11 protein-coding genes and 1 pseudogene are annotated in these 13,471 nt (G+C 68.8%); 6 read left to right on the top strand and 6 right to left on the bottom strand.

The window, feature by feature from the left end:
- The 3 genes from ACLEQD_RS07575 to ACLEQD_RS07565 all read left to right on the top strand — a co-directional run.
- Positions 1–1,873, top strand: a 1,873-nt coding sequence (locus tag ACLEQD_RS07575) for a DNA translocase FtsK (RefSeq protein ID WP_410382861.1), incomplete at its 5' end; no start/stop codon positions are given.
- 59 nt (positions 1,874–1,932) lie between these two features.
- Positions 1,933–2,217 carry an antibiotic biosynthesis monooxygenase family protein gene (locus ACLEQD_RS07570; protein ID WP_410382860.1) on the top strand — a complete coding sequence of 95 codons (285 nt, stop codon included), beginning with the start codon at positions 1,933–1,935 and terminating at the stop codon, positions 2,215–2,217.
- 42 nt (positions 2,218–2,259) lie between these two features.
- The gene (locus tag ACLEQD_RS07565) at positions 2,260–3,486 is read left to right on the top strand and encodes a class I SAM-dependent RNA methyltransferase (RefSeq protein WP_410382859.1); all 1,227 of its coding nucleotides are present in this window, start codon (positions 2,260–2,262) and stop codon (positions 3,484–3,486) included.
- On the opposite strand, the gene plsY is transcribed toward ACLEQD_RS07565, so the two are convergent.
- Both plsY and ACLEQD_RS07555 read right to left on the bottom strand, forming a co-directional pair.
- Positions 3,412–3,990: a glycerol-3-phosphate 1-O-acyltransferase PlsY gene (plsY, locus tag ACLEQD_RS07560; protein ID WP_375756874.1), complete on the bottom strand. Its 579-nt coding sequence runs from the start codon at positions 3,988–3,990 to the stop codon at positions 3,412–3,414. The genes ACLEQD_RS07565 and plsY overlap by 75 nt on opposite strands.
- Before the next feature lie 23 nt (positions 3,991–4,013).
- Positions 4,014–4,445: a DUF2752 domain-containing protein gene (locus ACLEQD_RS07555; RefSeq protein WP_410382858.1), complete on the bottom strand. Its 432-nt coding sequence runs from the start codon at positions 4,443–4,445 to the stop codon at positions 4,014–4,016.
- An 89-nt stretch (positions 4,446–4,534) separates the two neighbouring features.
- On the opposite strand from ACLEQD_RS07555, the gene ACLEQD_RS07550 reads away from it, so the two are divergent.
- Together ACLEQD_RS07550 and ACLEQD_RS07545 are read left to right on the top strand one after the other, a co-directional pair.
- Positions 4,535–5,092 carry a DUF4920 domain-containing protein gene (locus ACLEQD_RS07550; protein ID WP_171436860.1) on the top strand — a complete coding sequence of 186 codons (558 nt, stop codon included), beginning with the start codon at positions 4,535–4,537 and terminating at the stop codon, positions 5,090–5,092.
- A 5-nt stretch (positions 5,093–5,097) separates the two neighbouring features.
- A pseudogene (locus ACLEQD_RS07545) lies at positions 5,098–5,735 on the top strand (hypothetical protein).
- A 12-nt stretch (positions 5,736–5,747) separates the two neighbouring features.
- On the opposite strand, the gene ACLEQD_RS07540 reads toward ACLEQD_RS07545, so the two are convergent.
- From ACLEQD_RS07540 to ACLEQD_RS07525, 4 genes are all read right to left on the bottom strand, one after another.
- Positions 5,748–6,686 (bottom strand): hypothetical protein, encoded by a 939-nt coding sequence (locus ACLEQD_RS07540; protein WP_338266359.1) that lies wholly within the window; start codon positions 6,684–6,686, stop codon positions 5,748–5,750.
- 98 nt (positions 6,687–6,784) lie between these two features.
- Positions 6,785–8,329: a radical SAM protein gene (locus tag ACLEQD_RS07535; protein WP_410382857.1), complete on the bottom strand. Its 1,545-nt coding sequence runs from the start codon at positions 8,327–8,329 to the stop codon at positions 6,785–6,787.
- A 115-nt stretch (positions 8,330–8,444) separates the two neighbouring features.
- Complete coding sequence (locus ACLEQD_RS07530; protein ID WP_410382856.1) at positions 8,445–9,185, bottom strand: hypothetical protein; 741 nt, start codon at positions 9,183–9,185, stop codon at positions 8,445–8,447.
- 54 nt (positions 9,186–9,239) lie between these two features.
- Positions 9,240–12,422, bottom strand: coding sequence for a TonB-dependent receptor domain-containing protein (locus ACLEQD_RS07525; RefSeq protein WP_410382855.1), 3,183 nt, complete (start codon positions 12,420–12,422; stop codon positions 9,240–9,242).
- A gap of 231 nt (positions 12,423–12,653) precedes the next feature.
- On the opposite strand from ACLEQD_RS07525, the gene ACLEQD_RS07520 reads away from it, so the two are divergent.
- A complete protein-coding gene (locus ACLEQD_RS07520; RefSeq protein ID WP_410382854.1) occupies positions 12,654–13,397 on the top strand; it encodes an energy transducer TonB in 744 nt (247 codons plus the stop codon).
- The last annotated feature ends 74 nt before the right edge of the window (positions 13,398–13,471 follow it).

Raw genomic sequence — 13,471 nt, 5'->3', positions numbered from 1 at the left:
CGCGGAGAAGCCCGCCGCCGCCGCGCCGGGCAACGCCCTCATCCCCGCGCCGCCCGCCGCCCTGGCGCGCATGCCGCTCATCGTGGAGCCCAAGGCGCCGCCCAAGCCCTCCGCCGTGAAGCGGCCGCAGGACCAGTTCGAGTTCGTGGGTGACCGCAAGAGCTTCTCCCTGCCCCCCCTGGACGTGCTGGAGGCGGACAAGAAGGAGCGCTCCGCGCTGGACAAGGACGCGTTCCTCGTCACGGCGGAGAAGCTGCGCGCGAAGCTGGCGGACTTCGGCATCGTGGGCGAGGTCGTGGAGATCCGCCCCGGCCCCGTCGTCACCATGTACGAGTTCCTGCCCGGGCCCGGCATCAAGGTCAGCAAGATCGCCGCGCTCCAGGACGACCTGGCCATGGCGATGGAGGCCATGCGCGTGCGCATCGTCGCCCCCATCCCGGGCAAGGGCGTGGTGGGCATTGAAGTCCCCAACCGCGACCGCGAGACGGTGTTCCTCAAGGAGATCGCGGAACAGGACACGTTCCAGAAGAGCAGCAGCAAGCTCACCATGTGCGTGGGCAAGGACATCGAAGGCATGCCGTACGTCTTCGACCTGGTGAAGGCCCCCCACCTGCTCATCGCGGGCACCACCGGCTCCGGCAAGTCCGTGGCGGTGAACTCGATGATCATGAGCATCCTCCTCAAGGCCACGCCCGAGGAGGTCCGCTTCATCATGGTGGACCCGAAGATGCTGGAGCTCTCCGTGTACGAGGGCATCCCGCACCTGCTGCTCCCCGTCGTCACCGACCCCAAGAAGGCCGCGCTCGCGCTGCGCTGGGCGGTGGAGGAGATGGAGCGCCGCTACCAGATGCTGTCCGAGGCGGGCGTGCGCAACATCGCCGGCTTCAACAAGCTGGTGGAGACGCAGGCGTCGGAGGAGAAGCCCGCCGCCGCGCCCGCCGCGAAGAAGAAGACCAAGCCCAAGAAGATGTTCGTCGTGGACGTGGAGGGCAGCACCGTGCCCGCCCCCGCTTCCGCCAGCGACGGGCTGGGCGTGGCCGCGCCGCGCGAGGACGACGAGGACCTGCGCGAGGCCATCGTCTCCGAGCCCGCTCCCAACCTGGAGGCCGACGGCGAGGAGGACGCGGAGTTCGAGGAGGACGGCGACGAGTCCACGCCGGTGGAGGCCGCCTCCCCGGAGAAGAAGGAGCTCAAGAAGCTGCCCTACATCGTGGTCATCATCGACGAGCTCGCGGACCTGATGATGGTCGCGAGCCGCGAGGTGGAGACCTACGTCGCACGCTTGGCGCAGATGGCGCGCGCGGCCGGCATCCACCTGATGGTCGCGACGCAGCGCCCGTCCACGGACGTCGTCACCGGCATCATCAAGGCCAACTTCCCCACGCGCATCAGCTTCATGCTGCGCTCGAAGCCGGACTCGATGACCATCCTGGGCACGGTGGGCGCGGAGGCCCTGCTGGGCATGGGCGACATGCTCATCATGCCGCCCACGAGCGCCCACCTGCAGCGCGTGCACGGCGCCTACGTCTCCGAGCAGGAAATCAAGAAGGCGGTGGACCACCTCAAGGCCCAGGGCAAGCCCGTCTTCGACGAGTCCATCCTCAAGCCGCGCGACGAGGACAGCGAGGGTGGCGGTGGCGAGGAGGACGAGCTGTCCGACGAGCTCTACGACCAGGCGCTCGCGGCGGTCAGCGAGATGCGCTCCGTCTCCATCTCCATGCTCCAGCGCAAGATGCGCATCGGCTACAACCGCGCGGCGCGCATGATTGAGCGCATGGAGCGCGACGGCGTGGTGGGCCCCGCGGACGGCGCCAAGCCCCGCGAGGTCCTGCTGCGCGGCCTGGGCGACATGCCCGGCGCCGGGGCGATGTAGCCCGCCGCCACCGCCAGCCCGGGGAACGGACACCCGTCCCCCGGGGTTTCCCCTCGGTCATGATCGTCGCCATCTCCCGCTTCCGCGCGTCCCCCGAAGAGGCCGACGGCTGGGTCCAACGGCTCCAGGAGCGCTCGCGGCGCGTGGACGGATACGAAGGCTTCCTGGGCCTGGAGGTGCTGCGGTCGTTCGAGCGCTCGCCTGAAATCCTGCTCGTCACGCGCTGGAAGGACCGGGACGCCATGCGGGCCTACTTCCAGTCGGAGGACTTCCAGCGGGCGAAGGGGGCCAACGCGTCCCAGGAGGACGCCACCTTCACGATGTACGAGGTCGTGGCCACCTGAGCAGTTCCCAATCGGCCCGGGGTCGTCTAAGGGCGGTGCACCATGGCTGAACGTCTTGCCCTATTCGCCACCGCCGCGCGTGGCACCGAGGACCTGCTCGCTGAGGAGCTGAAGGAGCTTGGCGCGAAGCGCATCCGCCAGGACCGCGGCGGCGTGCGCTTCATGGCCGCGCTCGACGAGGCCCTCAACGTCTGTCTCTGGTCCCGCATCGCCATGCGCGTGCTCTACCCGCTGGGCGAGTTCGACGCGCACGGCGCCCAGGGGCTCTACGACGCCGTGGCCAGCGTGCCGTGGGAGGAGCACCTCACCACGAACGTGACGTTCGCGGTGGACGCGAACCTGAAGGACACCGAGCACGCGCACTCCGGCTTCGTGGCGCTGAAGGTGAAGGACGCCATCGTGGACCGCCTGCGCGAAAAGCTGGGCTCGCGGCCGGACGTGGACACGCGCAACCCGGACGTGTCCGTGGTGGCGCACCTGGTGAAGGAGAAGCTGTCCCTCTCCCTGGACCTGTGCGGTGACCCGCTGCACCGGCGCGGCTACCGCGTGCGCCCCACCCCCGCGCCCCTGAAGGAGAACCTGGCCGCGGCCCTCCTGCGCGCGGCGGGCTACACCGGCACGGAGGCGCTGGTGGACCCCATGTGCGGCTCGGGCACCATCGTCATCGAGGGCGGCCTCATCGCGCGCAAGCGGGCCCCCGGTATCGGCCGGAGCTTCGCGGTGGAGCGCTGGCCGCACCTGGGCACGCGCGCGAAGGAGCTGCTCGCGGACCTGCGCGCGGACGCGCGGCGCAACGAGCGCAAGGTGGAGGTCCCCATCCTCGGCTTCGACAAGAGCGACGAGGCCCTGGAGGCCGCGGACCGCAACGTGAAGGCCGCGCGGCTGGGAGAGGAGGTCCAGCTCGCGGAGGGCGACGCGACGAAGCTTCCGCCCCTGCCGGAGGGTGGCGGGCTCATCCTCACCAACCCGCCCTATGGGGACCGGCTCGGCTCCGGCGGCCAGAAGGGCATGAAGACCTTCTACTTCAAGCTGGGTGACAGCTTGCGCGCGCTGCCCGGCTGGCGCGTCTGGGTGCTGTCCGGCAACCCCGCCTTCGAGAGCGCCTTCCACGCGCGCCCCATGGCCCGGCGCGACGTGTGGAACGGCCCCATCCCCTGCACGCTCCTGGGCTACCGCGCCCCGCTGCCTCCCAGCTCAAAGCCGGTTTTCGGAGCGCCGGGCGAGCCGCTGGAGGTTGCTCCGGTGCGTCCAGAGCATCAGGACGAATAGCCCCGCGGTGAGCAGCACGTACTCGCGGGAGCGCGCGGTGAGGAACGCGGTGGCGATGGCGACCACCGCCGCGGACAGCGAGCCCACGGAGCTCACGCGCCACCGGGCCACCACCAGCCCGTAGATGATGGCCCCGGCGAGCGCCGCCTTGGGCACCAGCACCACCAGCACCCCCAGCGCGGTGGCCACGCCCTTGCCGCCCTGGAGCTTGAGCCACACCGGGTACACGTGCCCCAGCACCGCGGCCAGGCCCACCAGCGCGTGCGCCCGCGCGTCCCCCGGCATGAAGTGCACGGCCAGCCCCACGGGCAGCACGGCCTTGAGCGCGTCCAGCAGCAGCACCACCGCGCCCAGCTTCTTGCCGGCGACGCGCGTGACGTTGGTGGCGCCGATGTTGCCGCTGCCGCTGGCGCGCACGTCCACCCCGCGCAGCCACCGCGTCAGCAGCACGCCGAAGGGGACGGAGCCGCAGAGGTAGCCCAGCAGGAGGAAGGCGGAGAGCACGGAAGAGGACAGGGTCCCGCCCTTCAGGACAGCAGGTGCGGGAAGCGGGTGTGCACCACGACGTAGGCGTAATTGACCAGCAACACCAGCGGGAACGCGATGCGCACCCACCGCCACTCGCGCTCGTCCAGCTCCACCTCCGGGATGGGCAGCGCGAAGAGGAAGTGCAGCGCCGTCACCACCGCGGCCAGCGCGAACAGCAGCGCGCACACGGTGCCCAGGGGGTTGGCCTCCCAGGCGCCCGGGATGTTGAAGTGCGCGACGCGGTCCGCCACGCGGGTGAGCCCACAGCCCAGGCAGGGCCAGCCTGTGTGCTCGCGCAGCACACAGCCCCAGAACGGGATGATGCGGGCCACGGGGATGTAGCGGCCCACGAGCAGCCCCCCGAGTCCGACGAGCCCGAGCCATTCGAATGTGCCCACCCGGCGGTTGGGAGCGGGAATGGTGACCTTCATGCGCACCTCGCGCCGAGTGTGCGGGACAAGTCGCGAGGATGGAAGGGGTGCCTTGCCGGGCCCCGGAAACCTGGGCTAAGCGAACGGGCATGCACATGCTCCGCACCGCCCTCGTGATGCTGGTCGCCGCTCCCCTCGTGGCCCTCGCGGCGGACAAGACGCCCGCGCCCGCCAAGGCCAAGGCCGAAGCCGCGTCGAGCGACTGCCACCATCCCGCCGACGCGAAGACGCCCGAGGCCGCCAAGGCCGCCAGCACCGGCTGGACGCTCACCCGCGGCGAGCCCCTTAAGGGCGAGCCCACGGTGAAGCTCGCGGAGCTGCTCGCGAAGCCCCAGGCCCACGACGGCAAGGTCGTGCGCGTGGAGGGCCAGGTGCGCAAGGCCTGTGAGAAGAAGGGCTGCTGGCTGGAGCTGGCTCAGGACGCCAAGAGCCCCGGCGTGCGCGTGACGTTCAAGGACTACGGCTTCTTCGTCCCGCTGGACTCCGCGGGCTCGCAGGCGCGCGTGGAGGGCGTGGTGAAGGTCGCGGAGCTGAGCGACGCCCACGCGAAGCACTACGAGGCGGAAGGCGCCATCGTCCCGCGCGGCACCGACGGCAAGCCCCGCGAGGTGCAGCTCGTGGCCTCCGGCGTCGAGCTGCGCCGCTAGCCGCGATGGGTGGACGCAGCTTCAGCATGCGGGGCGTGCAGGGCGCGGCCGACCGGGCCGTGCAGCACGCCCGCGCGTGCTCCTGGAGACGGAGCCCGGCTCGCGCGTGCACGACGTGCAGTTGGATCCGCGCTTCCAGCACCGGGGCGTGGACCTGCTCTGGGAGCTGCCCTCCGGAGAGGTGCGCGGCATCGAGGTGAAGGGCGACCGGCAGGCCACCCGCCGCCGCTACTTCTTCGAGCTCATCTCCAACCTGGAGAAGGACACCCCGGGCTGCTTCCTCTACAGCGGCGCGGACCTGATGCTGTACGTGTTCCTCACGCAGGGCGAGCTGCACGCGCTGCCCCTGCCCCGGGTTCGCGAGTGGTTCCTCCCCCGCGCGAAGGAGTACGCCCTCAAGCACGCCTTCACCCAGACGGGCGCCATCCGCTACACCACCGTGGGCGCCGTGGTGCCCGTGCGCGACGTGGCGGAGGGCGTGCCCGGCGTCATCACGGTGAAGCTCAAGCGCGCGGCGCCAGAGAAGCCCGGCATGAAGCCCGGCACGCCGGACGCGGAGGCCGCATCCACGGCCTCCACGGTCAGCGAGCCCCAGGCGCCCGAGGCCCCGGAGTCCCAGGGCCCCCGGCGCACGGGGACCTGAAGCTCCGGCCGATTAGCGGCGGCGCTGGGGCTGGGCGTGCTGGTGGCGGTGCGCCCGGTGCCCCGGGTGCATCTTGTCGTGCAGGGCCTCCAGCCGCTCCTGCGTGCCCATCAGCTCCAGGAGCGCGGACCGGTCGTTCTGCTGCTTGAAGACGTGCTCCAGGCGGGGCACCAGGTCGAGCGCCAGGTGGATGTCGTTGGCCTTCTCCGCCTCCGCCAGCAGGCCACGGCCCTCGACGTTCGCGTCAATCCAGGCCTGCAGGTGGATGAGGCCGTCCACCGCCAGCAGGCGCGAGATGGGCGCGCGGGCCGTGTCGTGGATGAGGTTCTTGAGGTCCTGGATGGCCGGCTCGCGCTCGCCCTTCGCGGCGCGCACCACCGCCTGGGAGATGCCGCGCCGGTCGGGCAGCAGGAACTCCTCCACGTCGGCGAACGCCGTCGCGTCGTCCAGGTGCCCCTGGGCGGCCAGCGACTCCGCCAGGCTGTCGAACAGCTCCGCGTCCTTCTCCGAGAAGGGCGCCAGCGCCTCCTGGAGGAACGGCTGGGGCAGCGCGCCCTTGTCATCCACCGTCAGCTTCGAGCGCAGGGACTTCACGTGCTCGAAGGCGGAGGCCACCGGGGCCTCCTTCGCGCCGTTGAGCTTGTGCACCAGCACCTGCATCAGCGTCGCCAGGCTCTGCGTGAAGTCCTGCGGGGACACACGGTCCGGCATCCACCGGCGCCACAGCTCCACGGCCGCGGCCACGACGTAGTCCTTGAAGGGGCCGGTGCCCTTCCACTTCGCCGCCCACTGCTGGGCGATGCCGAGCGGATAGGCGGACTCCGCCAGCTTGCGGTAGTCCTCTTCGCCCACGGGGACCCCGTAGTGCCCCAGCGTGCCCAGCAGGGCCTCCGTCGAGTAGTCCTTGAGGCCCGTCTTCTGCCACGACTTTTCCACGCGCTGCGTGCTCACCAGATGCTCTCCGAGGCCATGCGAGTGCCGGCCATCGGCCCCGCTGCCCGTCTTCTAGCGAAAGCGGAGCCCGGCGAATACGGCCTTTGAGGGCCCCGTCAGGCGGCGGACGGCTGGGGCGGCGGGCGGCCCGGCACGATGGGCCACACCGTGGGCTGGCGCCGCCCGTCCTCCACGCGGCGGGCCAGGTACGGCTCGCACCCGCGCTCCTGGAAGGCCCGCTTCCACGCGGCGAAGCTGCCCCCCGCGCGCCAGGCGTCCATGGCGGCGAGCCCCGCCTCCGGGCCGCACTGGGCCAGCATGTACTCCACCCAGGCCCAGCGCGCGGACGTGGGCCGCACCTCCGCCCGTCCGCGAAGGCCCTTGCGCAGCCGCTCCAGCTTGTTCTCCACCTCGCGCAGCCCCGCGAAGGGCGCCCCGTCCAGCGGCGTGTTGCGCTTGGCCACGAAGGGCGCGACCCCCAGCGCCACGGGCAGGATGCGCGACAGCTCCGTGGTGAAGCGGATCAGCTCATCGATGTCCGCGTCGTCCTCATGCGGCAGGCCCACCACGTTGTAGACCTTGAGCTGCTTCATGCCCGCGGTGCGAGCGAACCGCGCTGCGCGGACGATCTGCTCCTCGGAGTGCTTGCGGTCCACCAGGTCCCGCATCTTCTGGGAAGCCCCGTCCGCGGCCACCGTGAGGTTCGTCGCCCCACCCCGCCGGAGCTGATCCACCAGTTCCTGGGTGAGCCGGTCCGCGCGCAGCGAGGACACCCCCACCTCACGCCCCGAGTCCACGATGGTGCGCAAGAGCTCCACGATGCGCGGATGGTCCGTCACCGCCGCGCCCACCAGCCCCACGCGCTTCGCGTAGTCCGGGATGAGCGACAGGACCCGCTCCGGAGGCACCGTGCGCATGCCGCCATTCGTCGTGCGGCGCATGACGCAGTAGTGGCAGCCCCGCGAACAGCCCCGCTCCGGCTCGATGAGGAACATCGAGCGCAGCTCCGTGTGCGGCGTGATGATCTGCGTGCGCGCCGGCAGCCGGGCGTCCGTCGCCTTCGCCACGTGATAGCGCGCCCCACCCCGCCCGGGCACCCGGAAGCCGGGGACCTTCGCCAGGTGCTCCAGCAGCGCCTCGCGCTCCATGGAGGCCGCGGCCTCCAGCAGCACGTGGATCAGATCCTCCGCCTCCCCCTGGACGAGCACGTCCACGAAGGGCTCCAGCGGATCCGGGTTGGAGAACGTCAGCGGGCCGCCCGCCACTACCAGCGGATGCCTTGCATCCCGCTCCGAGGCAAGAACCGGTAAACCAGACAACTCCAACATCGTGAACAAACCCGTGAGTTCCAACTCATAGGCCACGGAGAATGCAAGCATTTCAAAGCCAGACACCGGCGCCTGGGATTCCCAGGTAAACAATGGCGTCCGTGTTCTCTTGTATGTCTCGACATCATCGGGAAGGAAGACACGCTCGGCGGTCGCGCCCGCGTGCGCATGCACCTCCCGGTAGATGGCCTGGTAGCCCAGCGAGCTCATGCCCACGTGGTAGGGGCTCGGGTAGCAGAGCGCGACCCGGTAGGGCGCCTCCTTGCGGAGCGTCCCCACTTCGTCCGCGAGAAGCGAGCAGACGTGCTCGATGAGTTCGTATCGGCCCTCCATGGTCCTCCCAGCAGTGGAATCCAGACACTAACAACAGCGCGGCCCCGGACCGCCACTCCCACGTGGGGGAGGGGCTGCCGGGGCCGCGTTGGCCTTCAGGGTCGGTCGGTGCCGACTACTTGAACGACGGGATGGCCTTCGACGGGACGCAACGACCCTCGCGGTAGCTCGGATCTTCCGGGTCACCGAAGTAGCCGTAGAGGTCGTCCGGATCCGTCACCTCTTCGCACTGGGTCGCGAAGTCGGGGTTGATGCCCGAGCCCGCACCGCAGTTCGCGACGCCGAGGTCCGGATCGTTCTGGTCCACCGTCGGATCGCACGGGGTCTCCGGCCAGACGGCCCGGACCACGTACGTCGAGGTGCAGCCATTCACCGAGTAGGTGACTTCACCGGTCAGCTGGGTGCCCGGTGAGCTGGGCGACGAGTACACCCGCACGTTGTTGAGCGTGTACGACACCGCGCTCGTCTCGCCCTCGACCACGGGGTTGACGTTCGCGCTGTTGAAGTTGCTCGCCGTGCAGAAGTCCTCGGCATCCGTCGTCGTGCTCAGATCACCCGTGACCTGGAGGCTGTCGAACGTGTTGTTCGCGTCCGCAGCGCCCAGTCCGGCGATGTTCAGAGGCCGGACGACGAGCTTGGCCGTATTCGAGACCGGGTCCGCGAACTTCCAGACGCCCAGCTGATCACCATACCCGAGCGACTCGCTGCAGGCGTTGCCCTGGGCGTCGGTAGGCGGCGTCACAGGGTCGTACTTCGCCCACCACAGAGCGAAGGACGCGTCCTGAACGATGCATCCCGGATTCGGCTGCTCGAAGTCGCAGGCCGTGACGCTGCCCGCGAGAGCAAGCGTAACCACCGTTGAAAGAATGCTCTTGCGCATGTTGCTGATCTTCCTCACGTGGTCGGGTGATTAGAACGTGTACCGGACACCGAAGCGGATCTGCCGCGGGGCCTGGTAGCGGTCCGGGTTCTTGTAGTTCTTGTTCACGTCCTCGAACGCCAGGTTGCCCGAGCCGTCCGCGAGCGGAACGCCGCCTTCGCTGTCCGCCGTCGGAAGGTCAGCCGCGGTTCCGGAGGTCTTGGTGACCGGATCGTAGACCGGGAGGACCTGCGCGAACGTGTAGGAGTCGTCCACGCTGTCCACGCCCTGGAAGTTGAAGAGGTTGAACACGTCCAGGGTGAAGGACACCACGCTGTCCTTGCTCACGCGGTAGTTCACGCCCACGTTGGAGTCGATGCTGTTGATCCACGGGGTGCGACCGCCGGTGCCGCGCGGCAGGATGAACGTCTCATCCTGGCCGTAGCCCGGGTAGGCGCCGAGGTAGTTGATCGGCGTACCGGAGTTGCCGCGGTAGGACAGACCGATGCTCGCCGACAGCGCGTTGGAGATGTTGAACTCCTTGGCGCCGAACACCTTGATGGCGTGCGTGCGGTCGAAGGGCAGCAGACCCGTGCGGTTGTTCAGGAGGGCAATCAGGTCGAAGTCCGCGAGGATGTTCGGATCGAGCTGGTTGTTCTCCGGACGGAACAGACCGGGGTAGTTGCCGTACAGGCGGGACCACGTGTAGCTCGCCTGCGCCAGCCAGCCGTCCGTGAACGTGCGGTTCAGGTAGACGGTGACCGCGTCGTAGTCACGCTGCGGGGTCGGGAACTCCTTGGCGAAGCCGCTGCCGGGGTTGCCAAGGAAGTACGTGTTGCCGTCATCGCGGCTCATGTCCTCGATGACCTTGTTCATGTCGCGGTGCGTGTAGCTCGCGCCCAGGCGGGTGTTCGCCATGAGCTCGTACTCGCCGCCGACCACGAACTCGTCGGAGGACTGGGGCTCGATGTCCGGATCCACCGGCTCGCTCTGCACCAGACCGCCGCTGTAGAGCTGGTTCGCGTTGGACGTGCTCTCCGGGCGCGGCGCGATGAACGCATCGGACGCGCAGTTGCCGCGCTGGCCTTCCAGGGTGGAAGGATCGCAGCCACCGGCCTGCCCCGGCTCCGCCAGGTAGCGACGCGCGCTGAAGCGGCGCTCACCCGGGAAGGCGCGGTCCATCATGTTGAGCGGAACCTGCTCGTAGTAACGGGCGAAGTTCACGAACAGCTTCGCGCGGCCGTTGGCGAACGGGTCCAGCACGGCGCCGATACGGGGCGACCACTGGTTGCCGAGCTTCAGGGCCAGGTTGCCGTCGCCGCCGTACATGGACTGCACGTCGTAACGCACGCCCAGGTTCAGGGTGACGCGGTTCGCGATGGACCAGCTGTCCTGGAGGAAACCACCGATGGTGGTGCCGCTCGTGGAGGACTGCTGCAGGGTCTCGAACACCGGGGTGTCCGGGGCCGTCTGGTAGCCGTAGCGGCGGTTGTCCACCCAGATCCTGCGGCCGTTCACGATGCCAGTGCGGCTCTCCTGCAGGAACACGCTACCGGAGTAGGCCTTCTTCTGATCGAAGGTCAGGAACTCCGTGTCCACGCCCGCCTTGAAGACGTGCGTGCCGGCCGCGTTGAGCAGGTAGGTCGCCTTGGCGTTGATCTGGTAGCGGTCCAGCGTGGCCTCGGACATGAAGCCAGGGCCGCCGACGTAGTAGTTCGTCGCCGGGCAGCGCAGGGCCTGCTCCGCCGTGCTCGTGCCGCAGTACTCTTCCGCGTTCGGGACGTTCTCGAACTGCGTCAGGGGACGCGTGCGGGTGTACTGCGCCAGGGCGTAGCCCGCCAGGCCGTTGGTCGCGCCGATGGCGCTGCCGTCCGCCGGAGGCGTGCCCGCGGTCTGGTGGAACCAACCGAGGTTGGCGTCGACCAGGATCTTCTTCTCCATGAACGCGCCCGCGTACTTGAGGGCGAGTGCCGTGGTGTTCGCGCGGTTCTCGGTCTGGCCGATGTCCTCGGGGCGCGAGTTCTGCGCGGCCGGCAGACCACCCGAGCGGGGGCTGATCTGCAGCTTGCCCAGACCACCCGACACGGTCGGGGTGCCGTTCAGGGCGAACGACACGTTGTGGTCCTGGTTGATGAGGTACGTCAGCTTGCCCATGAACTGGATCGTGCGGGAGTCCGCGAAGTACGTCCGCTCGGAACCCGGGATCTGCCGGACGACGCTGAAGCCGTTCTCATCCGTCGCCACGTCGCCGTCGTCATTCAGCGTGAAGGCGTTGAGGGCGCGGGTGTGCTCGTAGCGCTGGAACGACGGCGCGAAGCCGGCGAAGAACCAGAGCTTGTCCTTGAGGATGGGGCCGCCGAGGGTCGCGCCGAAGTCGCCCAGGTTGCTCAGGGCGTTCAGGCCGGTGACCGTCGTGCCGTCCTCGATGACCAGCTTCCGGTTGCCTTCCAGGGCGCCCGGCGTCCAGTTGGCGAACACGGAGCCGTGGAACTCGTTGGAGCCCGACCGGGTCACCGCGTTGATCACACCGCCCGTGGAGCGACCGAACTCCGGCATGTAGCCGCCGGTGATGATGTTCACGTCCTGCACGAACTCGATGCTCAGCGGGCTGGCGTTCACGCCGAAGGCCGGGTCGTTCGTGGACAGGCCGTCCACCACGTAACCGTTCTCAGGCGAGGTCGTGCCGTTGATGGACACGCCGTACTGGTCGGACTGGGCGCCCGGGGCGAGCTCGGCCAGGGACTCAAAGGAGCGCGTCGCGCCACCCTTGCCCACGGGACGGGCCACCGCGATGCGCTTGATGAACTCCTGATCAACGTTGACGCCCTGGTTCGTCGAACCGACGTCGATCGTCGGCGGCGCGCCAACGATGGTCTCCGTCGACGAGAAGCTCTCGGGGAGCAGCTCCACGTTCACGCGGATGGTGCGGTTGAGCAGCAGCTGGATTTCAGGGCGGGCGAAAGGCTTGAACGACTCCTTCTCGAACCGCAACGTATACGTGCCCGGCGGGAGCTGGGGAATACGGTAGTTACCCTGAGCGTCGGTAACCACGGTCTGCTCGCCCTGCAGGTTGGGCGAGGTGGCGGTGACAACGACATCAGCAGCCGGCTTCTTGTCCTCAGTGTTGATGACAGTGCCGATGATGACGCTGGACTGCGCGAAAGCCGCGGATCCGTACAACAGACCCGCAGCAAGGACGACTCCGGTTTCCCGAAGTACTTGTTTCACTTGCATACCTAACCCCTCCAAGGTGGGCTGCAACCGAAAATGACTCCGGAAAATAGCCGAGGTCAAGCAGTTGTCAATAGACCGTTGCTTTTTGGTGACCAGTGGGGCATTGGCGCGATCACGATTGCGGCGCCAAACACGGTTGCTTGAACCCGGAACCCTTTTCTGTATGGTGGCCGCCCTTCAATCCGGGCATGGCGGGGACGGGTAGTCCACTGGTGAAGAGGAGTTACGTGCATGTTCGATTCAGTCCTTGACCGCGGGCAAGGACCCAGGTCGCGCTTCGGCGTGGGTGCCGGCGTTTCCACGGTGCTCCATGTCGGCCTGCTGGGTCTTGTGGCCTATCTCTCCACGCGCCCGCCTCCCGTGGAGGAGAAGGAGGTCGAGGTCACGCTGAAGGCCACCATGGCGCCTCCGCCTCCTCCGCCTCCTCCGCCTCCTCCGGCGTCGAAGCCGAAGACGGAGAAGAAGGTCACGCCCAAGAAGCCCAAGGACATGATCGTCCAGCCGAAGGAGATCCCGCAGCAGAAGCCGCAGGAGACCGAGGAGGCGCCCGAGCCCGAGGAAGAGGCGAGCGAGGCCGAGGTCGAAGGCGGCGTCGAAGGCGGCGTGGCGGGTGGTGTGGTGGGTGGCGTGGTCGGCGGTGTGATTGGCGGCGTGGTGGGCGGTCAGTTGGGTGGAACGGGCACGGACGTGCTGGCGTTCGGCCAGGGCATGACGCGTCCGGAGAAGATCGCGGGTCCAGACGTCAGCTATACGCGTGAGGCCCTCGAGGCGCGCGTGCAGGGTCTGATGATCGTGAAGTGCGTGATCACGACCGAGGGAAAGGTCGAGCGCTGCCGCACGATCAAGCCGCTCCCTCACATGGAACAGGCCGTGATGGACGTGCTCACCGCCTCACGCTACAAGCCGGTCACGTTCCAGGGCAGGCCGGTCGAAGTTCAGTACACGTTCAACTTCAACCTGAAGCTGCCGCGCTGATCATCCAGCCAGGCAGCCCCGCTTGAGCAGTCCGCCGAACATCACCTCGCGCTCGTGAGGAGAGCGCTCCACAG

It is taken from the genome of Corallococcus sp. 4LFB (assembly GCF_046520365.1).
GTDB lineage: Bacteria > Myxococcota > Myxococcia > Myxococcales > Myxococcaceae > Corallococcus > Corallococcus caeni.
This window is presented reverse-complemented; position numbering and strand designations above follow the sequence as displayed.